Source organism: Streptomyces sp. NPDC059224 (genome assembly GCF_042754285.1).
Lineage (GTDB): Bacteria > Actinomycetota > Actinomycetes > Streptomycetales > Streptomycetaceae > Streptomyces.
The window spans coordinates 170,331-194,937 of record NZ_JBHZAN010000008.1; the positions used below are offsets into that span (position 1 = coordinate 170,331).

Annotated in this window: 26 protein-coding genes; 6 read left to right on the forward strand and 20 right to left on the reverse strand. The window is 71.7% G+C overall.

What is annotated here, in order from left to right; genetic code table 11:
- Nucleotides 1-47: 47 nt before the first annotated feature.
- The 3 genes from guaB to ACFXI4_RS10895 form a co-directional block, all read right to left on the reverse strand.
- Nucleotides 48-1,550 carry an IMP dehydrogenase gene (gene guaB / locus ACFXI4_RS10885; RefSeq protein ID WP_362728766.1) on the reverse strand — a complete coding sequence of 501 codons (1,503 nt, stop codon included), beginning with the start codon at nt 1,548-1,550 and terminating at the stop codon, nt 48-50.
- 152 nt (nt 1,551-1,702) lie between these two features.
- A complete protein-coding gene (locus tag ACFXI4_RS10890; protein ID WP_351693558.1) occupies nt 1,703-2,290 on the reverse strand; it encodes a sigma-70 family RNA polymerase sigma factor in 588 nt (195 codons plus the stop codon).
- A 277-nt stretch (nt 2,291-2,567) separates the two neighbouring features.
- Nucleotides 2,568-3,179, reverse strand: coding sequence for a response regulator transcription factor (locus tag ACFXI4_RS10895; RefSeq protein WP_003948568.1), 612 nt, complete (start codon nt 3,177-3,179; stop codon nt 2,568-2,570).
- Nucleotides 3,180-3,560: 381 nt separating this feature from the next.
- Between ACFXI4_RS10895 and ACFXI4_RS10900 the strand changes: the two genes are divergently transcribed.
- Nucleotides 3,561-3,890, forward strand: a complete 330-nt coding sequence (locus tag ACFXI4_RS10900; protein WP_362732945.1) for a WhiB family transcriptional regulator — start codon at nt 3,561-3,563, stop codon at nt 3,888-3,890.
- A 79-nt stretch (nt 3,891-3,969) separates the two neighbouring features.
- Here the strand turns inward: ACFXI4_RS10900 and ACFXI4_RS10905 are convergent, their stop codons facing one another.
- Nucleotides 3,970-4,869 carry a LysR family transcriptional regulator gene (locus ACFXI4_RS10905; RefSeq protein WP_384989441.1) on the reverse strand — a complete coding sequence of 300 codons (900 nt, stop codon included), beginning with the start codon at nt 4,867-4,869 and terminating at the stop codon, nt 3,970-3,972.
- Nucleotides 4,870-4,948: 79 nt separating this feature from the next.
- Between ACFXI4_RS10905 and ACFXI4_RS10910 the strand changes: the two genes are divergently transcribed.
- From ACFXI4_RS10910 to ACFXI4_RS10920, 3 genes are all read left to right on the forward strand, one after another.
- Complete coding sequence (locus ACFXI4_RS10910) at nt 4,949-5,617, forward strand: MOSC domain-containing protein (RefSeq protein ID WP_362717627.1); 669 nt, start codon at nt 4,949-4,951, stop codon at nt 5,615-5,617.
- Nucleotides 5,618-5,714: 97 nt separating this feature from the next.
- Nucleotides 5,715-6,488, forward strand: a complete 774-nt coding sequence (locus ACFXI4_RS10915) for an SDR family oxidoreductase (RefSeq protein WP_362717630.1) — start codon at nt 5,715-5,717, stop codon at nt 6,486-6,488.
- 78 nt (nt 6,489-6,566) lie between these two features.
- Nucleotides 6,567-7,283 (forward strand): ester cyclase, encoded by a 717-nt coding sequence (locus ACFXI4_RS10920; protein ID WP_384989442.1) that lies wholly within the window; start codon nt 6,567-6,569, stop codon nt 7,281-7,283.
- Nucleotides 7,284-7,372: 89 nt separating this feature from the next.
- On the opposite strand, the gene groL is transcribed toward ACFXI4_RS10920, so the two are convergent.
- The 4 genes from groL to ACFXI4_RS10940 form a co-directional block, all read right to left on the reverse strand.
- Nucleotides 7,373-8,998, reverse strand: coding sequence for a chaperonin GroEL (gene groL / locus ACFXI4_RS10925; protein WP_362717636.1), 1,626 nt, complete (start codon nt 8,996-8,998; stop codon nt 7,373-7,375).
- A gap of 118 nt (nt 8,999-9,116) precedes the next feature.
- The gene (groES, locus tag ACFXI4_RS10930; RefSeq protein WP_066995800.1) at nt 9,117-9,425 is read right to left on the reverse strand and encodes a co-chaperone GroES; all 309 of its coding nucleotides are present in this window, start codon (nt 9,423-9,425) and stop codon (nt 9,117-9,119) included.
- A 406-nt stretch (nt 9,426-9,831) separates the two neighbouring features.
- Complete coding sequence (locus ACFXI4_RS10935; protein ID WP_384989444.1) at nt 9,832-10,635, reverse strand: polysaccharide deacetylase family protein; 804 nt, start codon at nt 10,633-10,635, stop codon at nt 9,832-9,834.
- Nucleotides 10,632-11,522: a polysaccharide deacetylase family protein gene (locus ACFXI4_RS10940; RefSeq protein WP_384989445.1), complete on the reverse strand. Its 891-nt coding sequence runs from the start codon at nt 11,520-11,522 to the stop codon at nt 10,632-10,634. Before ACFXI4_RS10940 ends, ACFXI4_RS10935 begins: the two co-directional genes overlap by 4 nt.
- A gap of 90 nt (nt 11,523-11,612) precedes the next feature.
- Here ACFXI4_RS10940 and ACFXI4_RS10945 point away from each other — a divergent pair, with 90 nt between their 5' ends.
- Nucleotides 11,613-12,806 carry a methyltransferase domain-containing protein gene (locus ACFXI4_RS10945; RefSeq protein ID WP_384989447.1) on the forward strand — a complete coding sequence of 398 codons (1,194 nt, stop codon included), beginning with the start codon at nt 11,613-11,615 and terminating at the stop codon, nt 12,804-12,806.
- Here the strand turns inward: ACFXI4_RS10945 and ACFXI4_RS10950 are convergent.
- The 9 genes from ACFXI4_RS10950 to tsaB form a co-directional block, all read right to left on the reverse strand.
- Entirely contained in the window at nt 12,784-14,805 is a 2,022-nt protein-coding gene (locus ACFXI4_RS10950; RefSeq protein ID WP_384989448.1) for a cell wall-binding repeat-containing protein, read from the reverse strand. The genes ACFXI4_RS10945 and ACFXI4_RS10950 overlap by 23 nt on opposite strands.
- A gap of 118 nt (nt 14,806-14,923) precedes the next feature.
- Complete coding sequence (locus tag ACFXI4_RS10955) at nt 14,924-16,192, reverse strand: RNA polymerase sigma factor (RefSeq protein ID WP_384989449.1); 1,269 nt, start codon at nt 16,190-16,192, stop codon at nt 14,924-14,926.
- 43 nt (nt 16,193-16,235) lie between these two features.
- The gene (locus ACFXI4_RS10960; RefSeq protein WP_384989451.1) at nt 16,236-16,592 is read right to left on the reverse strand and encodes a YciI family protein; all 357 of its coding nucleotides are present in this window, start codon (nt 16,590-16,592) and stop codon (nt 16,236-16,238) included.
- Between the two features lie 141 nt (nt 16,593-16,733).
- Nucleotides 16,734-17,789, reverse strand: a complete 1,056-nt coding sequence (locus ACFXI4_RS10965; protein WP_384989452.1) for an LCP family protein — start codon at nt 17,787-17,789, stop codon at nt 16,734-16,736.
- A 276-nt stretch (nt 17,790-18,065) separates the two neighbouring features.
- On the reverse strand, nt 18,066-19,097 hold the full coding sequence (locus tag ACFXI4_RS10970) for a LacI family DNA-binding transcriptional regulator (protein ID WP_384989453.1): 1,032 nt from the start codon (nt 19,095-19,097) through the stop codon (nt 18,066-18,068).
- Nucleotides 19,098-19,190: 93 nt separating this feature from the next.
- Nucleotides 19,191-19,457 (reverse strand): hypothetical protein, encoded by a 267-nt coding sequence (locus tag ACFXI4_RS10975; RefSeq protein WP_384989454.1) that lies wholly within the window; start codon nt 19,455-19,457, stop codon nt 19,191-19,193.
- Nucleotides 19,454-20,548, reverse strand: a complete 1,095-nt coding sequence (gene tsaD / locus ACFXI4_RS10980; RefSeq protein WP_384989455.1) for a tRNA (adenosine(37)-N6)-threonylcarbamoyltransferase complex transferase subunit TsaD — start codon at nt 20,546-20,548, stop codon at nt 19,454-19,456. Before tsaD ends, ACFXI4_RS10975 begins: the two co-directional genes overlap by 4 nt.
- Nucleotides 20,541-21,038 (reverse strand): ribosomal protein S18-alanine N-acetyltransferase, encoded by a 498-nt coding sequence (rimI, locus tag ACFXI4_RS10985; protein ID WP_362717227.1) that lies wholly within the window; start codon nt 21,036-21,038, stop codon nt 20,541-20,543. The genes tsaD and rimI overlap by 8 nt, the downstream gene beginning before the upstream one ends.
- Before the next feature lie 17 nt (nt 21,039-21,055).
- The gene (gene tsaB / locus ACFXI4_RS10990) at nt 21,056-21,712 is read right to left on the reverse strand and encodes a tRNA (adenosine(37)-N6)-threonylcarbamoyltransferase complex dimerization subunit type 1 TsaB (protein WP_384989457.1); all 657 of its coding nucleotides are present in this window, start codon (nt 21,710-21,712) and stop codon (nt 21,056-21,058) included.
- 112 nt (nt 21,713-21,824) lie between these two features.
- Between tsaB and ACFXI4_RS10995 the strand changes: the two genes are divergently transcribed.
- A complete protein-coding gene (locus ACFXI4_RS10995) occupies nt 21,825-22,388 on the forward strand; it encodes a hypothetical protein (RefSeq protein WP_384989458.1) in 564 nt (187 codons plus the stop codon).
- Nucleotides 22,389-22,518: 130 nt separating this feature from the next.
- On the opposite strand, the gene ACFXI4_RS11000 is transcribed toward ACFXI4_RS10995, so the two are convergent.
- From ACFXI4_RS11000 to ACFXI4_RS11010, 3 genes are all read right to left on the reverse strand, one after another.
- Entirely contained in the window at nt 22,519-22,680 is a 162-nt protein-coding gene (locus ACFXI4_RS11000; RefSeq protein ID WP_384989460.1) for a hypothetical protein, read from the reverse strand.
- Nucleotides 22,681-22,810: 130 nt separating this feature from the next.
- Nucleotides 22,811-23,353, reverse strand: coding sequence for a tRNA (adenosine(37)-N6)-threonylcarbamoyltransferase complex ATPase subunit type 1 TsaE (gene tsaE, locus ACFXI4_RS11005; protein ID WP_384989462.1), 543 nt, complete (start codon nt 23,351-23,353; stop codon nt 22,811-22,813).
- The gene (locus ACFXI4_RS11010) at nt 23,319-24,572 is read right to left on the reverse strand and encodes an alpha/beta fold hydrolase (RefSeq protein WP_384989464.1); all 1,254 of its coding nucleotides are present in this window, start codon (nt 24,570-24,572) and stop codon (nt 23,319-23,321) included. Before ACFXI4_RS11010 ends, tsaE begins: the two co-directional genes overlap by 35 nt.
- Nucleotides 24,573-24,607: the final 35 nt, after the last annotated feature.

The window sequence follows — 24,607 nt, forward strand, 5'->3', positions numbered from 1 at the left end:
AGGGCGGCCCCGGTGTGTCCGGGACCGCCCTGGAAAGGCCGTGCAGACTACTTGCGGCTGTAGTTCGGCGCCTCGACCGTCATCTGGATGTCGTGCGGGTGGCTCTCCTTGAGACCCGCGGAGGTGATGCGGACGAACCGGCCCTTGGACTCCATCTCGTCGATGGTGGCGGCGCCCACGTAGCCCATGGTCTGGCGCAGGCCGCCGACGAGCTGGTGCAGCACGTTGGAGAGCGGACCGCGGTAGGGCACCTGACCCTCGACGCCCTCGGGCACGAGCTTGTCGTCCGAGGCGACCTCGGCCTGGAAGTACCGGTCCTTGGAGTACGACCGGCCCTGGCCGCGGGACTGCATCGCGCCCAGCGAGCCCATGCCCCGGTACGACTTGAACTGCTTGCCGTTGATGAAGAGGAGCTCGCCGGGCGACTCCTCGCAGCCGGCCAGCAGGCTGCCCAGCATCACGGTGTCGGCGCCGGCGGCGAGGGCCTTGCCGATGTCGCCGGAGTACTGCAGGCCGCCGTCGCCGATCAGCGGGATGCCGGCCGGACGGGCCGCGAGGGAGGCCTCGTAGATGGCGGTGACCTGCGGGACGCCGATGCCGGCGACCACGCGCGTGGTGCAGATGGAGCCGGGGCCGACCCCCACCTTGATGCCGTCGACGCCGGCGTCGACGAGCGCCTGGGCGCCGTCGCGGGTGGCGACGTTGCCGCCGATCACGTCGATGTCGACGCTCGACTTGATCTTCGACATCCAGCTGAGGGCGTTGCTGTTGTGGCCGTGCGAGGTGTCGACGACCAGGAAGTCCGCGCCGGCCTCGGCGAGCGCCTGGGCCCGATCCAGGGCCTCCGGGCTGGCCCCGACGGCAGCGCCGACGAGCAGGCGGCCCTCGGCGTCCTTGGCGGCGTTCGGGTACTTCTCGGCCTTGACGAAGTCCTTGACCGTGATGAGGCCCTTGAGAACGCCCTGGTCGTCGACCAGCGGCAGCTTCTCGATCTTGTGCTTGCGCAGCAGCTGGATGGCCTCGCTGCCGGAGATGCCGACCTTGCCGGTCACCAGCGGCATCGGGGTCATGACCTCGTGCACGCGGCGGGAGCGGTCGCTCTCGAAGGCCATGTCCCGGTTGGTGACGATGCCGAGCAGCTTGCCGGCCGGGTCGGTGACGGGCACACCGCTGATCCGGAACTTCGCGCACAGGGCGTCGGCCTCGGCGAGGGTCGCCTCCGGACGCACCGTGATGGGGTCGGTGACCATGCCGGACTCGGACCGCTTGACCAGGTCGACCTGGTTGACCTGGTCCTCGACGGACAGGTTGCGGTGCAGCACGCCGACGCCGCCGAGACGGGCCATCGCGATCGCCATGCGGGACTCGGTCACCTTGTCCATCGCCGCGGACAGCAGCGGGATGTTGACCCGGACGTTGCGCGAGATGCGGGACGAGGTGTCGACCGCGTTCGGGAGCACCTCGGATGCGCCCGGCAGCAGCAGCACGTCGTCGTAGGTAAGCCCGAGTGTCGCGAATTTTCCGGGCACTCCGTCGACGTTGGCAGTCATGACACCTTCCCCAAATGGCCTTGAACGGTGCGGATGTCCATGCTAACGGGAAGCACAGGCCCCAAATTCCACGGTACGACTCAGCTTCAGGCTTCGTATGTTCGTACGGAAATGAGCGCACGCCTGTTCATCGGGTGCGGCGAACCGTGCGGTTACTGCTCCGCCAGTGCGCGCAGCCGGCTCAGGGCACGGTGCTGGGCGACCCGGACGGCGCCCGGTGACATTCCCAACATCTGGCCCGTCTCTTCGGCGGTCAGGCCCACCGCGATGCGCAGGAGCAGCAGCTCGCGCTGGTTCTCGGGGAGGTTGGCGAGGAGTTTCTTGGCCCATTCGGCGTCGCTGCTGAGCAGCGCCCGCTCCTCGGGGCCGAGGGAGTCGTCGGGCCGTTCCGGCATCTCGTCGGAGGGAACGGCCGTGGAGCCCGGGTGGCGCATCGCGGCCCGCTGCAGGTCGGCGACCTTGTGGGAGGCGATGGCGAAGACGAAGGCCTCGAAGGGGCGGCCGGTGTCGCGGTAGCGGGGCAGTGCGAGGAGGACCGCCACACAGACCTCCTGGGCCAGGTCCTCCACGAAGTGCCGGGCGTCGCCCGGCAGGCGCGACAGCCGCGTACGGCAGTAACGCAGCGCGAGCGGGTGGACATGGGCGAGCAGGTCGTGCGTGGCCTGCTCGTCCCCGTCGACGGCGCGGTGGACGAGGGCGCCGATCGTCCCAATGGCGGTGACCGCCTCGTCGTCGCGCATCGGTCCATCGTGCCCTGCTGCCGTCGGCGGTGTGGCACCACGTCCGTCGTTGTGCACCGAAGCGTTATGAGCAGGTGCGCCGGAACTCATCCCTTGCGCCCTCCCCTTCCGCTCGAACGACTCGTCCCCGAGAGACTCCACACCTCAAGGATGCGGCATCAGCGCCGAAACGAGCAGCGGGCCCGAGGCGATCCGCCTTGCGGACCCCGCCCACCGTACGGTGGGCGGGGGCGTCCGGTCGGTCCGCGATCCCGCTGCGGCGCAGCTCATCGCCCCGCTATCGGACCAGTCCCCAGCGGAAGCCGAGGGCCACCGCGTGGGCGCGGTCGGAGGCGCCGAGCTTCTTGAACAGCCGCCGGGCGTGGGTCTTCACGGTGTCCTCGGAAAGGAACAGCTCGCGCCCGATCTCGGCGTTGGAGCGGCCGTGACTCATGCCTTCGAGGACCTGGATCTCGCGCGCGGTGAGAGTGGGCGCGGCGCCCATCTCGGCCGAGCGCAGCCGCCGGGGCGCCAGCCGCCAGGTGGGGTCCGCGAGTGCCTGGGTGACGGTCGCGCGGAGTTCCGCGCGCGAGGCGTCCTTGTGCAGGTAGCCGCGGGCACCGGCGGCGACGGCCAGGGCCACGCCGTCCAGGTCCTCGGCGACCGTGAGCATGATGATGCGCGCGCCGGGGTCGGCCGACAGCAGCCGGCGCACGGTCTCGACACCGCCCAGACCGGGCATGCGCACGTCCATCAGGATCAGGTCGGAGCGGTCGGCGCCCCAGCGGCGGAGGACTTCCTCGCCGTTGGCCGCCGTCGTCACGCGCTCGACGCCGGGCACGGTCGCCACCGCGCGGCGGAGCGCCTCTCGGGCAAGCGGGGAGTCGTCGCAGACGAGGACGGATGTCATGACCGCCCTCCGCAGCTGATGCGCGTCACCTTGAGCCTCCAGGCTGGTACGGAATCGTCACCTGTGCGGTCGACCGTCTCGGACGCCTGCCCGAGCGCTTGTTGTTTCAACCGCCTCCGCACTCTCAACGACGGTCACTCGAAAGAGTTACGGGGCTGCGTGGCCTCTTCGGCACTCTACGTGAGGGGGCGGACACGGTGCAGACATGGACGTCAGACTCTCAACTTTTCATCACATCCAATGCCCCATTTAGACCTTTTTCTTCCCGTTTCACGGTGTCTGGGGCTAGATTCGCAATGAGTCATATTTTCATCTCTCTAGACCGGAGATATACGGTCATTGGCACCGTATCCGCCCAGAACGGCTACAAGGGGTCACGTAATGGCAGATTTCTCCCGCCTTCCCGGACCGAACGCGGACCTGTGGGACTGGCAGCTGCTGGCTGCCTGCCGTGGGGTCGACAGCTCGCTCTTCTTCCATCCCGAGGGCGAGCGCGGGGCGGCTCGGAGTGCCCGTGAGAACTCGGCCAAGGAGGTCTGCATGAGGTGCCCCGTCCGCGCGGAGTGCGCGGCGCACGCGCTGGCGGTCCGCGAACCGTACGGCGTCTGGGGCGGCCTGACCGAGGACGAGCGCGAAGAGCTCATGGGGCGGGCGCGGAACAGGCTGGTGTCGGCCTCGACGACCAGCGGCGACTCCCTCCCTCGCACCTGAAAGCACCGACTCCCCCTACCTACCTGAAAGAACGTTTCTTCAGATCACTGGCACGCTGCCGATCGGGCCGCCCGTCGCCTCAGGCCCGCCGGGCCGCCCGCCCCAGCTCCCGCAGCGTCGCCGCCACGGCCGGCACCTGTGCCAGGTCGGGCAGCGTGAGGGCGACGATCTCCCGCACCACCGCGGGTTCCAGCGCCACCGTGCGCGCGCCCCTCGGGCGTACCGACTCGACCGCCAGCTGGGGCAGCACCGCGACGCCCAGACCGGCGCCGACCAGGCCGACCACGGCCGGGTAGTCGTCGGTGGCGAAGTCGATACGGGGCGTGAATCCCGCGCTCTCGCACGCCTGGACGAGCTGTCCCCGGCAGCGCGGGCAGCCCGCGATCCAGGGCTCGTCGGCGAGTTCCCCCAGGGCGACCGACTCCGCGCGTGCGAGCCGGTGCCGTTCCGGCAGCAGGCCGACCAGCCGGTCCGTCAGCAGCGGCCGTACCACCAGGTCGTCCCACTCCTCGGCGCCCGCCGCACCCTCGTAGCGGAAGGCCAGCGCGATGTCGCAGTCACCCGCGCGCAGCAGCTCCACGGATGCGGGCGGCTCGGCCTCCTCCAGGGAGACCCGGGTGCCGGGATGCGCCGCGCGCAGGGCGGCCAGCGCCGTCGGGACAAGAGTGGAGCTGCCGCTCGGGAACGAGACCAGACGGACCCGGCCGGCGCGCAGACCGGCGATCGCGGCGACCTCCTCCTCGGCGGCGGTGAGTCCGGCGAGGATCCCGGAGGCGTGCCGCACGAGTGCCTCGCCGGCCTGGGTCAGGCGCATCTCCCGGCCGTTGCGCACCAGCAGCGGGGTGCCCACGGAGGTCTCCAGCGCCTTCATCTGCTGGCTGACGGCGGGCTGGGTGCAGCCCAGTTCGCGCCCCGCCGCCGAGAAGGAACCGGTGGTGGCGACTGCGCGCAGAACACGGAGATGACGGGCCTCTATCACCCTCCGATCATAAGCCGGGCTTGGACAGTGCACCCGATAGTGCGTCGACGCTTTGAGCACGGTCCCGTACCGTCGGACCATGCAGCTTCTCTCGGTGAACCTCGGCATCCCGACGCCGTCGCCCCACACGGACCAGAAGGACGGCGTGACCGGCATCGACAAGCGGCCGGCGGACGGTCCCGTGCGGGTGCAGGCACCCGGGCCGAAGGGGGTCGCGGGCAGCGGTCTGGCCGGGGACGCGGTGTGCGAGCTGCGCCACCACGGCGGCGACGACCAGGCGGTCTACGCCTTCGCGCGCGAGGACCTCGACGACTGGTCGAAGGAGCTCGGCCGGCCGCTGCCGAACGGCTGCTTCGGTGAGAACCTCACGACAAACGGGCTGAACGTGTCGGACGCGCTGATCGGCGAGCGCTGGCGGATCGGTTCCGAGGTCGTACTGGAGGTGACGTCCGGGCGCATCCCGTGCCGTACTTTTCAGGGCCATCTGGGCGAGCGGGGATGGGTGAAGAGGTTCACGCGGAAGGGTGCGACCGGTGCCTACCTCCGGGTGATCGAACCGGGTGAGATCCGGGCCGGCGACCCGATCGAGATCGTGCACCGGCCGGCGCACGGCGTGACGGCGGCGATGGAGTTCCGCGCCACCACCACCGAGCGGGAGCTGCTGCCCCGGCTCCTCGTGGCCGGCCACGCGCTGCACCCGGAGGCGCTGGCGCAGGCCCGGAAGTACGTGGCCGCGCAGCAGGACTGAACGGCCGTCACCCCCGGGCCGTCCACCGGCGCTTCACCCTTCGGAAGAGCTGGTGCGCGCAACGGACGCCGACAGTCCGGGTAACTACCCTTGGGCCATGACAACGGCTCTGATTACGGGATCGACCGCGGGGATCGGTGCCGCGTTCGCGCGGCGGCTGGCGGCGGACGGGCACAACCTCGTCCTGGTGGCACGGGACACCAAACGGCTGCGCGAGCAGGCCACCGAGCTGCACGACCGGCACGGCATCGAGGCCGAGGTGCTCACCGCCGACCTCGCCGAGGACACCGGCATCGAGTCGGTCGCAGGCCGCCTCGGCGACCGCAGGAGCCCGGTCGACCTGCTGATCAACAACGCGGGCTTCGGCAACAAGGGCCACTACCTGGACGTCTCGATGGCCGACGAGCTGAAGATGCTCAAGGTGCACTGCGAGGCGGTGCTGCGGCTGACCTCGGCCGCGGCCGAGGCGATGCGGGAGCGCGGGCGCGGCGGTGTGGTCAACGTGGCTTCGGTGGCGGCCTTCGTGCCCCGGGGCACCTACGGCGCGTCGAAGGCGTGGGTCGTGCAGTTCACCCAGGGCGCGGCGCGCGATCTGGCGGGGACCGGGGTCCGTCTGATGGCGCTGGCGCCCGGTTTCGTGCGCACCGAGTTCCACCAGCGGGCCGGGATGGGCACGGACAACATCCCGGACTGGATGTGGCTGGACGCCGACAAGCTGGTCGAGGCGGCGCTCGCCGACCTCGCGCGCGGCAAGACGCTGTCGATCCCGGACCCGCGGTACAAGGTGCTGACCGGACTGGCGAAGGTGACCCCGCACGGGCTGCTGGGCGGGATCACCTCGAAGACGGGGCGCAAGTACGGACCGCAGTGACGGCTGAGGTGGTGCCGCCTCCCCCGGTGGGAAAATGGGCGTGACGGTACCGGACCCAGGGGGGCCGGAGGCGGCGGCATGACGTTCGTACAGCTCATCGAGTGCAGGACCAACCGGCCGGCCGAGATGGACCGGCTGATGGACAGGTGGGTCACGCAGACCAAGGGGAAGCGCACGGCGACGCACGCGGTGGTCGGCAAGGACCGCTCCGACGCGTCGCACGTCGTCGAGATCGTGGAGTTCGCCTCGTACGAGGAGGCGATGCGGAACTCGAACCGGCCGGAGGCCGACCAGGTCCTCAACGAGATTTTGGCGCTCTGCGAGGGGATGCCGACGTTCACGGATCTGGACGTGGTGCGCGACGAGCGGCCGCACACCGGCACCGCGGCCACCGCACGGCGGTTCTTCGACACGATCGCCGCGCCCGGCCCGCTGGTTGCGCTGGACGGCCTGATCACCGAGGACTACCACGACCACGATCCGGTCGAGGGCCGGGACACCATCGGCATGGACGCGATGCGGCGCAAGCTGGAGATGTGGCGGGGCGCCTTCGACTTCTCGTTCCTCATCGAGGACCAGATCTCCCAGGACGACCGGGTGTGCACCAGGTGGCTCTGGACGGGTGTGCAGAAGGCGGCGTTCATGGGGGTGCCGAACACCGGCAGGCAGGTCACCATGACCGGGACGACGATCCACCGCTTCGACGCCGACGGGAAGATGGCGGAGAGCTGGTTGCAGTACGACCGGATAGGACTGCTGGCACAGCTGGACGCGCTGGACGCGCTGGCGAACTAGGCAGACGATCGAAGTACCCGCGAGGGGCGAAGCCCCCGTTCCCGGCGGACGACCGGGAACGGGGGCTTCATCCGTGCAGGCGCGTCGCCTCAGTGGGCGTGGCCGTGGGAGTGACCGGCGGCCGCCGGCTCCTCCTCTTCCTTCTTCTCGACGACCAGGGTCTCGGTCGTCAGGAGCAGGGAGGCGATGGAGGCCGCGTTCTCCAGGGCGGAGCGGGTGACCTTGACCGGGTCGATGACGCCGGCCTTGACCAGGTCGCCGTACTCGCCGGTGGCGGCGTTGAAGCCCTGGCCCTTCTCCAGCTCGGCGACCTTGGAGGTGATGACGTAGCCCTCCAGGCCGGCGTTCTCGGCGATCCAGCGCAGCGGCTCGACGACCGCGCGGCGGACCACGGCGACACCGGTGGCCTCGTCGCCGGACTTGCCCAGGCCGCCCTCCAGCACCTTGGCGGCGTGGACGAGCGCGGAGCCACCACCGGAGACGATGCCCTCCTCGACCGCGGCGCGGGTCGCGGAGATGGCGTCCTCCAGACGGTGCTTCTTCTCCTTCAGCTCCACCTCGGTGGCGGCGCCGACCTTGATCACGCACACGCCGCCGGCCAGCTTCGCGAGGCGCTCCTGGAGCTTCTCGCGGTCCCAGTCGGAGTCGGTGTTCTCGATCTCGGCCTTGATCTGGGCGACGCGGCCGGTGACGGCACCGGAGTCACCGGCACCGTCGACGACCGTGGTGTCGTCCTTGGTGACCGTGACACGGCGGGCGGAACCCAGCACGTCCAGGCCGACCTGGTCGAGCTTGAGGCCGACCTCCTCGGAGATGACCGTGGCGCCGGTGAGGATCGCCAGGTCCTCCAGCATCGCCTTGCGACGGTCGCCGAAGCCGGGGGCCTTGACCGCGACCGCGTTGAAGGTGCCGCGGATCTTGTTGACGACGAGGGTGGAGAGCGCCTCGCCCTCGACGTCCTCGGCGATGATCAGCAGCGGGCGGGAGGCGTTGCTCTGGATGATCTTCTCGAGCAGCGGGAGCAGGTCCGCGATGGAGGAGACCTTGCCCTGGTTGATGAGGATGTAGGGGTCCTCCAGGACGGCCTCCATGCGCTCCTGGTCCGTCACGAAGTACGGCGACAGGTAGCCCTTGTCGAAGGCCATGCCCTCGGTGAAGTCCAGCTCCAGACCGAAGGTGTTGGACTCCTCGACGGTGATGACACCGTCCTTGCCGACCTTGTCCATCGCCTCGGCGATGAGCTCGCCGACCTGCTGGTCCTGGGCGGACAGCGCGGCGACGGCGGCGATGTCGGACTTCTCCTCGATCGGCCGGGCGGTCGCGAGCAGGTCCTCGGAGATGGCGGCGACGGCGGCGTCGATGCCCTTCTTCAGGGCGGCCGGGGAGGCACCCGCGGCGACGTTCTTGAGGCCCTCGCGGACGAGCGCCTGGGCCAGCACGGTGGCGGTGGTCGTACCGTCACCCGCGATGTCGTTGGTCTTGGTCGCCACCTCCTTCACCAGCTGGGCGCCGAGGTTCTCGTACGGGTCCTCGATCTCGACCTCGCGGGCGATGGTGACACCGTCGTTGGTGATGGTGGGGGCGCCGAACTTCTTGTCGATGACGACGTTGCGGCCCTTGGGACCGATCGTCACCTTGACGGTGTCGGCAAGCTTGTTGACGCCGCGCTCAAGGGCGCGACGGGCGTCCTCGTCGAACTTCAGGATCTTCGCCATGGGAGCGGTTCAGCCCTCTCGGAAAACGTGGGTGAAACGAGCCGCGCCCCCGACGCCCGGCTTCATAAGGTCGCGGGGGCCAGGGGCGCAGCTCAAAGCAGAATGTGCTTGGGGTGAACTACTTCTCGATGATCGCGAGCACGTCGCGAGCCGAGAGGACGAGGTACTCGTCGCCGTTGTACTTCACCTCGGTGCCGCCGTACTTGCTGTAGAGCACGACGTCGCCGACCTTGACATCGAGCGGCAGGCGCTCGCCGTTCTCGAAACGGCCCGGGCCCACGGCGAGGACGGCGCCCTCCTGGGGCTTCTCCTTCGCGGTGTCCGGGATGACCAGGCCGGAGGCCGTGGTCTGCTCGGCGTCGAGCGGCTGGACCACGATGCGGTCCTCAAGCGGCTTGATGGCAACCTTGGAGCTGGTGGTCGTCACGATCCGACCTCCCCCTTCGGAGATCTCACGGGGTTAACTGTCTGAGGTGGCGACCAGGTGGATCCGTCGTCGCGGGTGCCGGACCTGCCCGTCGCGTTGTTGGCACTCTCATCTGCCGAGTGCCAGAGCCGAGACTATGACCGGGATTAGCACTCGGTCAAGCGGAGTGCCAATTGGCCGCGGCGCGGCGCCGGAAATCGGTGACTCGGGCGGGCCCCGGACGGACGGGACCCAGGGTCTGTCCGACCATTCCCGTCGTCGCCCGGAGGGCGGCCTCGCGGCGTCAGGTGCGTGCTCCCGGCGTGCCGGCGTGGGCCCCGGTACTGGACCGTACCCGGGTCTGCGCCCGGGGCGGCGAGAGTGCGCGCACGGCGTCGCGAGGCAGACGGGAATGGTCGGACAGGCCCTAGAGGTAGTCCTCCAGCCGCCCCACCGTCAGGCCGTTCTCCTGGACCTGCCGGAGCAGCCGGGTCGTGCGTTCGCGCAGGGTCAGGCCCGTGGCCTCGTCCGGGCCCACCAGGACGATGTCGCCGGGGCGCAGCCGTTTCTCGCCGTGGCGGTAGGCGATGCCGTCGGCCGTCATGGCCGCGCGCCACAGGACGACCGCCGTCACCCCGCAGGCGGCCGCCGCGCGCAGGGTGGTGGTGTCGTAGGTGCCGTAGGGCGGGCGGAAGAGGCGGGGCCGGATGCCGAAACGGGACTTCAGCTTCTCCTGCTGGCCGCAGATCTCGGCGCGCTGGCCGGCGTAGGGCAGGCCGGGCATGGCCGGGTGGTCGAGGGTGTGGTTCTGGACGCTCGCGCCGACCTCCTGGAGGCGGGCGAAGTGGCCGTAGCCGGGGCCGACCACGCTGTCGGTGAGGAACATGCTCACCGGGAGCCGCAGTTCACGGACCATGTCGACGAACCGGGGGTCCTTCTCGGCGCCGTCGTCGTAGGTGAGGAAGACGACCTTGTCGCCGGTGCGGACGTGGTCGACTACCGGCGGACGGGCCGAGTGGCGGGCGAGCGGGTGCAGCGGGGGGTGCGGTGCCGGCAGGAGGGGCGCGGTCAGGCCCCAGCGGCGGTAGGGCTGTTCGCCGGCCGGGCCGTGCGGCCGTACCCGGTCCGCCGCCTTCTTGCCCAGCCGTTCGATCGGGTCGACGGACTGGGCGCAGCCCGCCAGGAGGAGGGCGGCGGTCAGCAGCGCGGCCGTCGCCCTCGGCCTGCTCACAGGTAGTCCTCCAGGCGCGCCACCGCATAACCCTCGCGGGTGACCTTGTTCAGGAAGCGGCGCATGTCGTCGACCATCGTGCCGTCCCAGTCGTCCGTGCCCCGGAAGTGCGTGAGCACGATGTCACCGGGGTGCAGGTCGCGGTCCCACTCGCGGTACTCCCAGTGGTCGACGAACACCTCCTCGTCCCAGATCGGCGCGTACTTGATGCCGCAGGACTTGGCGGCGCGCAGGGTGTCGCCGTTGTAGTTGCCGTAGGGCGGCCGGAAGACCGTCGGCGCCCTGCCGAACTGCTTCTTCATGATCGCCTGCATGCCGCAGATCTCGTCCCTCTGCTCCTCGTAGGAGAGTCCCGGCAGATAGGGGTGGGTCAGGGTGTGGTTGTTGAGGGTGTGACCCTCGGACTGCATCGTGCGGAAGAAGCCGTAGTCGTCCTTGACGAGGTAGTTGCTCAGGAAGGCGGTGTAGGGGATCCGCAGGTCGTTCATCATGCGCAGGAACCGCGGGTCCTTGTTCGAGCCGTCGTCGATGGTGAGGAAGACGACCTTCTGCCGGGTCGGGATCGTGGTGAAGACCGGGGGCAGGTCGTCCTCCTCCTGTCCGTCCACCTCGAAGCCGTCCCGTGCGGTGATCCGCGGCTTCACCTTCGGCGGGGCCGGGGCCCGCAGCGGGACCGCGTCCAGGCCCCAGCGCCTGGCGGCGGCGGCCAGGGCGGCGTGGGAGTCGGGGGCGGCGGCGGGCCTGTGCGGCGGCTGCTGGCCGGCGGCGGGACGGGCGATGGAGCCGGTGTCCGGCCCCGCGCAGCCGGACACCAGGGCTGCCACGGCCAGCAGGCCCGCCACACCCACCGTCAACCCTTTTTTGTCATTTTGTACGACTACTCGCATGGTGTCGGATCCTTCCAGGACCTCCCCCGGAACCGGGTCCGACACCGCCGCCGGAGGCGAACCATCCACCGACTGGCCGACAATGGCCCGGTGAACGACCTCCTCGCCCCCCTCCTGACCCCCGAGGGCCGTGCCCTCCTCGCCGAGGTGCGCGGCACCGCGGCCGCCGACGAACTCGCCGTGGCCACCCGCCTGCGCCGCGCGCACCCCGCCGAGCTGGTGTCGGCGGCGCTCGCCCAGGCCCGGCTGCGGCAGCGGGCGGCGGCGAAGTTCGGGGACGCGGACGCGGACCGCATGTTCTTCACACCGAACGGGGTCGAGCAGTCGACGCGGGCGAGTGTCGCCTCGTACCGGGCCGGGCGGCTGCGGGCGCTGGGGGTGACCTCGGTCGCCGACCTGTGCTGCGGGATCGGGGGCGACGCGATCGCGCTCGCGCGGGCCGGGATCCGGGTGCTGGCCGTGGACCGGGACCCGCTGACAGCGGCCGCGGCGCGCGCGAACGCCGACGCACTGGGGCTCGCCGGCCTGATCGAGGTCCGGGAGGCGGACGTGACGGAGGTGGACACGGCCGGCTACGACGCCGTGTTCGTCGACCCGGCCCGGCGCGGCGGCCGCGGCCGCATCTTCGACCCGGAGGCCTACTCACCGCCGCTGTCCTGGGCCGTCGAGGCGGCCCGCCGGGCCGCGCGCACCGCCGCGCTGAAGATCGCCCCCGGCGTCCCGCACGAGGCGGTCCCGGCGGACGCCGAGGCGGAGTGGATCTCGGACGCGGGGGACGTGAAGGAGGCGGTGCTCTGGTTCGGGACGGCGCCCGGGACGGTCCGCGCCACCCTGCTGCCCGGCCCGCGCACACTTCCCGGCCGGGGCCTGCCCGATCCCCGGGTCCGTCCCGTGGGGCGGTACCTGTACGAACCCGACGGCGCCGTCATCCGGGCCCACCTGGTCGCCGAGGTGGCCGAGGAACTGGACGGCGGGCTCGTCGACCCGACGATCGCGTACATCACCGCCGACACACTGCGCGCCACCGCCTGGGCGACGCCGTACGAGATCACCGACCGGCTCCCCTTCAACGTCAAGAAGCTGAAGGCGCTGCTGCGCGAGCGCGGGGTCGGCACGCTCACCGTGAAGAAGCGCGGCTCGGCCGTGGAGCCGGAGGAACTGCGCAGGAAGGTCAAGCCGCAGGGACCGAACGCGGCGACGGTGTTCCTGACCCGGGTGGCGGGGGCGCCGACCATGCTCGTCGGCGCCCCCGCGCGGCCGGCTACCGGTGCTGGGCCGTCCTGAGCGACGACGGGTTCCGGTCGGTCGCCCGGCCGGACCTGGTGGCCGCCGGGACCGGGTCACCGGCGTCCGTACGCAGCGACAAGGCGCGCGCGGCCGGGGCGACGCCGTTGTAGTACGGCCGGTACACGAAGTCGTTCCCGCCGGCGCTGATCGACGAGCCGGCCGTGTTGAGCGCGCCCAGCGTGACCGAGCCGGTGTCGCCGAAGGCGATCACGGCCTGGGTGCCGGCGGACTCGCGCAGCAGGTAGCTCTTGACCCCGTCGGAGAGCGCGGGCCGGGAGGTCCACAGCACGGGCCCGTAGACGTTCATCGCCGAGCCCGCGGAGACGCCGTCCCGCCAGGAGCCGGCGTAGGCGACGGCGACCTGGCCCGGCGTGGTCCACCAGAACTTGGCGACGGCCACCGACAGCGCCTCGCTGTCGGCGCCCGTGACCGGGTAGTAGTAGTACGTCGACGGCCACTTGGTCATCGACGCGTGGGTCAGCGCGTACTTGGCGTCCGCCCCGACCGTGATGACCATGGTCTTGGCCGGATTGAGGCTGTTGAGGTACGACTTCACCGCCGAGGTCAGCGACTTGCCGCTGGTCAGAACCACGCCGCCGGTGCTGCCCGCACCGTCGGCGCCGGCCGCGGCGGCCGCCGGGAGCGCCGCCTGGTAGTCGGTGCCGCTGGCCAGGAAGACGTACGTCGGGCTGGTCGTGACCGTCTTCGCGGCCTTGGCCGAGGTGTCGTAGCGGTCGGTGCCGGAGATCCGCTTGGGGACGTAGCCGAGGGACTTCAGCTGCGTGGAGACGTTGGTGGTGAGGACCGAGGTCCCGCCGACCATCCACACGTTCGCGCCCTTCTTCAGGGTGCGCTGCAGCTCGTTCTTCACCGCCGTGGACAGCCCGGTCTTCACGGTCGTCAGCACCGGCCCCTGCCGCTTGCCGGCGAGTGCGGTGGCGGTGGGCGCGTCCGCCGAGTCGTCCTGGCCGAGCAGGACGGCGGACTTGGCGTCCAGCAGGCCCGGCTCGCTCTGGCCGACGGTGTTCCAGCTCCAGCGCGAGGAGGCGACGACCGTTCCGTTGGCGTCGGCGCCCCAGACCCGGGCGGTGGTGTTCTTGCGGACCGGCTGCCAGCTGGGGTTGCTGCCCTCCCAGGTGGTCGGGACCGGGGTGAACGCGCCGCTGGTCAGGTCGAGGTACTCGGTGCTGTGCGCGTCGCTGTCGTTCGGGTTGGTGTGGACGTCGTAGAGGATCCGGGTGCCGGTGGGCGACCAGGAGGGGTTGGAGTACGAGCGCGTGTCGTCGGTGAGCTGCTTGACGCCGGTGCCGTCCGCGTTCGCCGTGAAGAGCTGGGAGTCCCGGACGAAGGCCAGCTTGCCGCCGTCGGGCGAGAAGGCGGGCTGCCCGGCGTGGCCGAGTACGAGCTTGACCGTGTCCGCGACCGAGTCGTAGACGTAGACGCCCGGGTCGGCGGAGCAGGCGCCGTTGCGGCGCTCGAAGGCGACCCGGCCGGTGGAGTCGTCCACGGTCGGATCGGAGTCGCAGGCGGTCGACGGCTCCTGGGCGGTCGACAGCAGCGGGCCGGGGGCCCAGGCGCCGTCGGAGGGACCGTAGGCGAGCTGGCCGCCGTCGGAGAACACGACGTAGCGGCCGTTCCAGCCGTAGGTCAGGTCCGTGTAGCCGACGTTGTCGTTCCGCATGCCCTTGGCCAGGGGCAGGGTGAGCTTGGTGGCGCCGCTGGTGCGCACGCTGCTGATCGTCCGGTACGAGGCGGTGACGAACCGGCTGCCGTCCGGCGCCCAGGCGCCGTAGAGGCCCGAGGCGACGGAGGAGACGGCGGTGGCCGTGCCGGTGGCCGGGTCGATCAGCCGCGGTCCGTCGGTGAGGATCCTGCCCTCGGTTCCCGGCCAGGGCCCGGCGTCGTCGGCGACGGCACCCGGCGCGAGCGCCAGGGTGCCCGTCGCGGCCAGTACGGCCGCGGTCGCGAGCGCCGCCGCACGGCGGCGCGTGAACATTCTCAAGTTGTCGACCCCCCATGGTCTGAACAGCCCCCGCACGGGGGCCGGGTCACTGTATGTGCCAACTAGTTGCCATGGGAACGGAGTTGTGGGTGAACAGCTGTGTGCCAGAAGGTTACGGAGCGCACTCACGCGCCCTGGCGAGCAGCAGCTCCCGCTCCCGCTCGTTGCGGGCCAGCCCCGCGGCCCGTTCGAACTCCGCGCGGGCCTGGGCCGTACGCCCGAGGCGGGCCAGCAGGTCACCGCGCACGCTGGGCAGCAAGTGGTAGTCGCGCAGGGCGGGTTCGGCCGTCAGCGGATCCACGATCGCCAGGGCCGCCGCCGGCCCGTCCGCCATCGACACGGCCACCGCCCGGTTCAGCTCGACGACCGGGGACGGGGACCGGACCGCCAGCAGGCCGTACAGGGTGGCGATGGACCGCCAGTCGGTCTCCTCGTAGGTGTACGCGTGCGCGTGGCAGGCCGCGATGGCCGCCTGCAGGGCGTACGGTCCCGGGGCGCCCGTCGCCGTGGCGTCCGCGCGGGCCAGGGCCCGGATGCCGCGGGCGATGAGCATGCGGTTCCAGCGGCGGCGGTTCTGGTCCCGGAGCAGGACCGGCTCGCCGTCCGGGCCGGTGCGGGCGGCCGTGCGGGAGGACTGGAACTCCAGGAGCGAGGTGAGGGCGTGCACCTCCGGCTCCTTCGGCATCAGCGAGGACAGCACGCGCGCCAGCCGCAGCGCGTCCTCGCACAGCGAGGGGCGCAGCCAGTCGTCGCCGGCCGTGGCCGCGTACCCCTCGTTGTGGATCAGGTAGATGACGTCGAGCACGGAGCCGAGCCGGGCCTCGCGGTCCGGGCCGTAGGGCACCTCGAAGGCGATGTTCCTGGTGGCCAGGGTGCGCTTGGCGCGGACGATGCGCTGGGCCACGGTCGGCTCGGGGACGAGGAAGGCGCGGGCGATCTCGGCCGTGCTCAGGCCGCCGAGGAGCCGGAGGGTGAGCGCGGTGCGGGCCTCCGGCGACAGCACCGGGTGGCAGGTGGTGAAGACCAGGCGGAGCAGGTCGTCGTCGATGTCGTCCGGGTCGGCGGGTTCCTCCGGCGGGGCGGCCGTCTCCGTCGCGCGGCCGATCTCCGCGAGCTTGCGGGCGTAGTTCTCCCGGCGCCGGACCAGGTCGACGGCGCGGTGGCGGGCGGTGGCCGTGAGCCAGGCGCCCGGGTTGTCGGGCACCCCGTCCCGGGGCCACTGCTCCAGGGCGGCGACGAGGGCGTCCTGGGCCAGTTCCTCCGCGATGCCGACGTCCCGGACGGTCCGGGCGACGACCGCGATCACGCGGGGCGACTCCAGGCGGAAGACGGTCTCGATGGCGTGCCGGGCCTCGGCGTCGACGGAGGGCTGTGTGCTCACAGCCCTCCATTCGACACCCCCGGGCGGCGGTACGCCAGGAGGATCAGCCCTCCGCGATCTCCCGCACCTCGCAGGTCACCGTCCAGAACTCCTCGTGCACCTTCAGGAACCGCTTGGTCCACTCCAGGGCCTCGGCCATGTCCTTGCACTGCATGATCGCGTAGCCGCCGACGACCTCCTTGGACTCCGTGAACGGCCCGTCGGTGACGGAGAGCTTCCCGCCCTCCCAGTGCACCCGGGTGCCCTGGGCGGTCGGCGTGAGCCCCGCGGTGTCCAGCATCACGCCGGCCTTGGTGATCTCCTCGATCAGCTCGCCCATCCGCTGCATCAGCTCCTGGCTGGGGCCTTCGGCGGGGGCGGTGTTCTCGTCGATCTTCACGAGCGACAGGTAACGGGGCACGGTGACTCCTGGGATTCCGGTGCGGTGCGGGGCCTCTCCCCGCATCTCACCCTCGCGTCGAACGCGCCGGACCCGGATCGACACGCGCGCCGGAATCTCCCGAAGTTTTTTTCCGCGCCCCTGCGCGGGGGCCGCGGGGGCCTACCGCAGCGACTTCCAGAGGTCGCCGGCCTCGGGTTCGTCGGCGATCACCCGGTTGGGGTCGGACGGGGCCGTCACCACGGGCATCATCACCGTCCTGACGTGGTCCGAGGCCAGGCCCTTCAGGCTCTGGCCGAGACGCATCAGTTCGCTGAGCGAGTCCAGGCCCGTGTCGGTGGTGAGGCTTGCGGTGACCGCGTCGGCGACCTCGTAGAGCTTGGCCGGGTTGGTCAGCAGGCTGATCGAGGCCATCTGGTCCAGCAGGGCCTTGACCAGTTTCTGCTGGAGGCCGATCCGGCCGAGGTCGCTGCCGTCGCCTATGCCGTGCCGGGTGCGGGCGAGGGCCAGCGCCGTGGTGCCGTCGAGGTGATGGGTGCCCTTCTTCAGGTGCAGGTGACTGTCGTCGTCGTCGATGTCCTGGTCGGTGGTCACGGTGACCCCGCCGAGCGCGTCGACCAGTTTCGCGAAGCCCGAGAAGTCGATCTCCAGGTAGTGGTCCATGCGGACGCCGGTGATCGACTCGACCGTCTTCACCGCGCACACCGCGCCGCCCACCGAGTAGGCGCTGTTGAACATCGCGCCGTGGGCGACGGACGTCGAACCGCCCGAGGAGAGCGGGCAGGAGGGGCGGGTGACCAGGGTGTCGCGCGGGATGCTGACGACCGTGGCCCCGGTGCGGCCCGCGTCGACGTGGACGACCATCGCCGTGTCGGAGCGGGCGCCCGAACTGTCGCCGCCGCCGAGCTTCTGGTTCTCCTTGCCGCTGCGCGAGTCCGAGCCCAGCACCAGGATGTTGACCGAACCGGTGGGCAGCGGCGAGGCGGAGACGGACGCGGCGGCCGTCGGCGTGGACACCGCCCTGGCCGGGCGGTCGTCGCCGAGCGCGCTGTCGATGTCGACGCTCTTGATGTTGTCGTCGAGGTGCCAGTAGACCCACCCCGCGCCGGCGACGCCCAGCGTCATGACCCCCGCCAGGGTGAGGCCGACGATCCTCAGCCTTCTGGACCGCCGGCCCGCCCGTCTGCCCGCGCCGCCTTGCTCCTCGTGTCCCGTCACGGGACAGGAACATAAGTCCGAATTATTAGGGGACTGTTAGCACGAGTACCGCAAGGACGTTTTCTTCGGAAAATCTCACCCTTCTCAGGCGTGGTTCAGCCCGGGGTCACGGTCGGCACCGGATTGCCGCCGCTCCAGGGCGCGTTGAACCCGAAGGTCGCCCAACCCCCGTCCGGCCCGGTCCCGTCACCGGAGGCGTTCGCGCAGGAGACGGCCACCCGACCCTGGAGACGCCCGCACCACCCGTCGATGCGTCACCTTCCGGCCAGGCCCGTCTCACCCGCTCGCGGGCGCCGCCGTGCTCGACCGCACCACCAGGCTGGTCGCCAGCTCCACCCGGGTCGCCGTGGTGGCCTCCGCCGCGCGCCCCATCTCCAGCACCAGCCGCGCCGCCGCCTCGGCCATCTCGGTGAGCGGCTGCCGTACGGTCGTCAGCGGCGGCCCCACCCAGCGGGCCACCGGAAGATCGTCGAAGCCGACGATGCTCACGTCCTCGGGGATCCGCAGCCCCAGCTCGCGCGCGGCCTCGTACAGCCCGAGAGCCTGGAGGTCGTTGCCGGTGAAGACGGCGGTGGGCCGGTCGGGCATGCGCAGCAGCTCCAGACCCAGCCGGTAGCCGGCGTCGTGATGGAAGTCCCCGGCCTTGACCAGGCGCTGGTCGACGGGGAGCCCGGCGGTCTCCAGCGCGGCCCGGTATCCGTCCACCCGGGCCCGGCTGCACATCATCCGGGAGGGGCCACTGATCGCCCCGATACGCCGGTGACCCAGCTCGACCAGGTGCCGGGTGGCGGCGAGCCCGCCCTGCCAGTTGGTGGCCCCGATGGACGGCACGTCCGGCCCCGGGTCCCCCGCCGGGTCCATCACCACGAACGGGATCGACCGGCTCAGCAGCAGCGCGCGCTGCGACTCGTCCAGCTCCGACAGCACCAGCACCACCCCGTGCGGCCGCCGCGCCGCCACCTGGTCGGCCCAGGTCCGCCCGGGGGTGAGCCGCCCGGCGCTCTCGCTGAGCACCACGCTCAGCCCGGCGTCCCGGGCGACGTTCTCCACCCCCCGGATGACCTCCATCGCCCAGGCGCTCTCCAGTTCGTGGAAGACCAGGTCGATGAGCGGCGACCGGGAGGCCTCGGCGCGCCGCCGCCGGTATCCGTAGGCACGCAGCAGCTCCTCGACCCGGGTACGGGTCGCCGGAGCGACGTCCGCGCGCCCGTTCAGGACCTTCGAAACAGTCGGAGCGGAGACACCGGCCTCACGGGCGATGTCAGCAAGCGTCGCCGTCTGCGTTTCTGCGGGCTTCGGAGGCGTCATGCCCGCGATCGTAACCCTGCACTCCCCCCATGACGAAGACCTGCGCAGGCCAGGGATTCCCGGAACATTCGGCGCGATTTCCGAAACATTCGACTAGGGCGATTCCACTCCGGCCGACTCGAACCGCCAGCGGTGCACCGGCCGCTCCACCAGGTCGCCCGGCGGGTCGGGGAGTTCGGGCAGCCCCTGGTCGTCGTACGACGCCTGCCACCACGTGACGACCAGGACCCGGTCCTGCGGTGCCCGGAAGCTCTCCCGGCGCAACGGGGCCTTCGCGAGGTCCCGTTGCCGTGCCCAGGCCAGCAGTTCCGGGCCCCGCCCCGCCACCGCCCGCGCCTCCCACATCAACGCGACCGTCACGTGTACAGGTTCTCCCTGCTGACCTCGTGCACGTGGTCGTGGTGGTGACGGCCCGGCACGTGCGGGTCCGTCACCGGCAGGGAGCTGTCCGCCGAGAGGTCCCAGCTCGACGCGGCCCGGTTGCGCGCCACCATCTCGGCGCCGAGCGCCGCCACCATCGCGCCGTTGTCCGTGCACAGCTTCGGGCGGGGCACGCGCAGCCGGATACCGGCCGCCTCGCAGCGCTCCTGCGCGAGCGCGCGCAGCCGGGAGTTGGCGGCGACCCCGCCGCCGATCATCAGGTGGTCGACGCCCTCGTCGCGGCAGGCCCGGACGGCCTTGCGGGTCAGGACGTCCACGACCGCCTCCTGGAAGGAGGCGGACACGTCGCGGACCGGCACGTCCTCGCCGGCCGCCCGCCTGGCCTCGATCCAGCGGGCCACCGCCGTCTTGAGACCGGAGAAGGAGAAGTCGTACGCCGGGTCGCGCGGACCGGTGAGACCGCGCGGGAAGGCGATGGCCGCCGGGTCCCCCTCCTTCGCGTACCGGTCGATGACCGGACCGCCGGGGAAGCCCAGGTTCAGCACCCGGGCGATCTTGTCGAAGGCCTCGCCGGCAGCGTCGTCGATGGTGGCGCCGAGCGGCCGCACGTCGGAGGTGATGTCCGAGGAGAGGAGGAGCGAGGAGTGCCCGCCGGAGACCAGCAGGGCCATCGTCGGCTCCGGCAGCGGACCGTGCTCCAGCTGGTCGACGCAGATGTGGGAGGCGAGGTGGTTCACGCCGTACAGCGGCTTGCCCAGCGCGTACGCGTAGGCCTTCGCCGCGGAGACGCCGACGAGCAGCGCCCCGGCCAGGCCGGGGCCGGCCGTGACCGCGATGCCGTCCAGGTCCCGCGCGCTCACGCCCGCGTCCTTCAGCGCGCGCTCGATGGTCGGGACCATCGCCTCCAGGTGCGCCCGGGACGCCACCTCGGGCACCACGCCGCCGAAGCGGGCGTGCTCGTCGACGGACGAGGCGACGGCGTCGGCGAGCAGGGTGGTCCCCCGGACGATGCCGACGCCGGTCTCGTCGCAGGAGGTCTCGATCCCCAGAACCAGGGGTTCGTCAGCCATTGATCTCGGTTCCTTGTCCGGAAGTGGGTCCGTCGGCGGGGCCGCTGCCCGGTTTCGTCGTCAGGCGCATCACCAGGGCGTCCACGTTGCCCGGCTGGTAGTAGCCGCGTCTGAACCCGATGGCCTCGAAGCCGTACCGCTCGTAGAGCTTCTGCGCGCGGGTGTTGTCGACCCGGCACTCCAGCATGACCTCGGCGCACTCGAAGGCGGTCGCGGCCCGCAGCAGCTCGGTGAGGAGCTGTCCGCCCAGGCCGGTGCCCCAGTGGTCGCGGGCGACCGCGATGGTCTGGACGTCGCCGAGTTCGCCCTGGGCCGCCAGCCCGGCGTACCCGACGACCTGGTCGTCCGTCAGGGCGACCACATAGCGCCGGGTCGCCGCCGGGCCTCTCGCGTGCGCCAGTTCGGACCAGAACATTCCCCGCGACCAGGCGTCCTCGGGGAACAGGCCCTTCTCCAGCTCCAGGACCCGGTCGATGTCCCACCAGCGCATCTCGCGCAACTGTGCGGTCACTTCGGGGTGACCACCTTGTAGTTCCTGGGCACCTGGGCGTCCGGCCGGCGCAGGTACAGCGGCCGGGGCGCGGGCAGTTCCTCGCCCGCGGCCAGCCGTTCGACCGCGAGCGAGGCGAGGGCGGCGGCGGAGACGTGCTCGGGTTCGTGCACGACCGGGAAGGTGTCGGGGTAGAGCATCGCCCCCGCACCCACCGCGGGCAGTCCCGCGACCCGCTCGGCGATGTCGGCGGGCCGGTCGACGGCCGGGTCCGTGAGCCGGGTGCGCGAGTCGGCGTACGTCGCCCAGTAGACCTCTTTGCGGCGGGCGTCGGTGGCCACGACGAACGGGCCCTTCTCGATGTCGGCCGCGTAGGCGAGCGCGTCGAGCGTGCACAGGCCGTGCACGGGCACGCCCAGCGCGAGTCCGAAGGTGTCCGCGGTCATCAGACCGACCCGCAGACCGGTGTAGGGACCGGGACCGATGCCTGTGACGATCCCGGTGACGGCGTCCAGCTTGACCCCTGCCTCGGCGAGGACGCGGTCGACGGCCGGCAGCAGCAGCTCGCCGTGCCGGCGCGCGTCCACCTGGCTCGACGAGGCGATGACGGCCGCACCGTCGTGCAGCGCGACGGTGACGGCGGGGGTGGCGGTATCCAGAGCGAGCAAGAGCACGCGAACAGCCTACGGCTCCGGCGCCGCGAGCACGGCCGTCAGGGGCGGACCGTCACTGGCTGCTACGGTCTGTACGAAGTACGACATATACGGCGAGTCAGAGGTGGCGCACGTGGCAGGGACCAGCTCGGCAATCGTGGCCGGCCTCACCGCGGCGGCCGTCGGGGCGGTCGGACTCCTCGCCTACCAGGCCTCGGCCGCCGTTCCGCCCGGCCTCGGCGACAGGTCCACGTCGAGCCCCGCCCCCGGGGCACCGGCCGCGAAAGCGCCCCGGGACCACCGCCATCCCACCGCCCTGCCGAACAACTCCGGCACGGGTGAACGGGTGGTGTACTCGGTGGACGACGACCGGGTCTGGCTCGTCAGCGAGCGCAACCGGGTCGAGCGCACCTTCACGGTGAAGCCCGGCACGATCGACCCGCCCGTGGGCGCCTACTGGGTGACGTCCCGCTCCAAGGCGGTCACGGGCACGGACGGACTCCCCATCGAACACGTGGTCCGCTTCGCCACCACGAAGGACGGTTCGGCGATCGGTTTCAGCGCGGCCACCGGCACCGGCCCGACGGAGCCCCCGGACCCCACGGTCAGGACGGGCGGCATCCGCGAGACCCGCCGGGACGGCGACGCGATGTGGATCTTCGCGACGATCGGCGTCAAGGTCATGGTGATCCGCTAGCTCTCACCGGGGCCGCGAGGAGCGGCCCCGCAGGGGGGGCGCCGGGGGCACCCCGGCCATGAGGCTCGGGGAGGAACCGCGCGCCCGGCCCCCGCGCAGCCGCACCGACCCGCCGGCAGTCGCCCCCCGCCTACGCGGCCCGGGTGCGCCACTCGGCCGGCCGCGTGGGCAGCTCCGGCACTCTCGGCGGCCTGGACACCGCGTCAGCGGCCGCACAGGACGCCAGAAGCTCGCGCATGGAGACTCCGGCGGCCGCGGACGGCTGCCGTTCCGGGGACTGGGACGCGGGCATGGACGCCTCCTGAGCTGCGGGGGCGGATGAAGTTAGGTACACCTAACCACGGGCTGGGTTCCATGTGACCACGCCCGCGTCACGAAGCGCAATATCTTGCCGACGCCTCGTCGGAACGTTCACCCGTCGCTCAGACGGACAGTGTCCCCAGGTCCGCCGAGGCCCACCGCTCCCCGAGCCCCGTCAGGGTCACGTGCCGTACCTCGTCCGTGGTGTCCCCGACGGCCCGGTGGATCTGCACGACGAGCCGGTCCTCGGTCAGCTCCTCGACCTTGCCCTCGCCCCACTCCACGACGATCACCGACTCGGGCAGCGAGACGTCGAGGTCCAGGTCCTCCATCTCGTCGAGCCCGCCGCCCAGGCGGTACGCGTCGACGTGGACGAGCGGCGGCCCGTCCCCGAGGGACGGATGGACGCGGGCGATCACGAAGGTCGGGGAGGTGACGGCCCCGCGCACACCGAGCCCCTCGCCCAGTCCGCGGGTCAGCGTGGTCTTGCCCGCGCCGAGTTCCCCACTGAGCATCACGAGGTCACCGGCGCGCAGCAATGCGGCCAGCCGGCGCCCCAGCTCCCCCATCCGCCCGGGAGAGTCGACGATCAACTCCGTGCCGTTGCCGGCCGCGGCCCCGGCCGGGGCCTCAGCCTGGCCGTGCCGTGCTGCTGGTGCTTCCATAGCCACTTACCGTAGCCCCTGCCGGCACGGCACCCGCGCGGGTGAGCAGGTCGGCGAGGCGGTCGGTGACCACTTCCGGGTGTTCCAGCATGACCAGGTGCCCGGCGTCCGGGACCAGCACCAGCTCGGCGTCGGGCAGCAGATCGGCGATGACCTCGCTGTGCTCGCTGGGGGTGACGAGGTCCTGCACCCCGGCCAGCACCAGCACCGGCAGATCCTGGAAGTAGGCGAGCGCCGCGGTCTTGTCGTGGTCGGTGAACGCCGGATAGAACTCGGCGACCACGTCGATCGGGGTCGACTCGATCATGCGCTCGGCGAACCGCTCGATGGCCGGGTCGACCTCCCGGGAGGCGAACGAGTACCGCTTGATGATCCCGGCGAACAGCTCGGCGGTGGCCCGCCGCCCCTTCTCCACCAGGGCCGCCTGGGTACCCAGCGCCTTCAGCACTCCGGGGAGCACCCGGCGCACCGCGTTGACGCCGGCGACCGGCAGCCCGAAGTTGACCTCGCCGAGCCGCCCGGACGAGGTACCGACGAACGCGGTGGCGACGACCCGGTCGCGGACCAGTTCGGGGCAGTGCGCGGCGAGTGCCATCACCGTCATGCCGCCCATCGAGTGCCCGACCAGCACGATCGGCCCCTCGGGGACGGCCGCGTCGAGGACGGCCTTCAGGTCCCGGCCGAGCTGGTCGATGGTGAGCGCGGTACCGCTCTCGTGCTGGGCGACGCCCCGCCCGGAGCGGCCGTGGCTGCGCTGGTCCCAGTGCACGGTGCGGACGACTCCGCGCAGAGCCGCCCGCTGGAAGTGCCAGGAGTCCTGGTTGAGGCAGTAGCCGTGGCTGAAGACGACGGTGACGGGGGCGGGGGCCTTGCGGCCGAAGAGCCTGCGGCGGCGCGGGGAGACGGCCGGGCCGAGGTCGGGCTCCACCTCGTCCACCTCGTAGTACAGCTCGGTGCCGTCGTCGGAGGTCGCCTTGCCGGGCGTGCCGCGCAGGGTGCCGTACGGTCCCGCGGAGTCCAGCGCCAGCCGGGCCCTGCGCCGCATCCCGCGGCCGACGGTCATCCGCTCCACCGCGACCCCCGCCGCCGCACCGGCGGCGAGCACCCCTATGGCGGCCCCGGCGATACCGGTGACCTTGAGCCAGGTCCCGTCCGCCCCCGTGGCGGAAGCGACGGCCGCCGCGGCGTCGGCTACGGCCTCCGCACTGCTCTCGCTCACGTACTGCTCCTCTTCGCCGTACTGCAGTTCGCTCG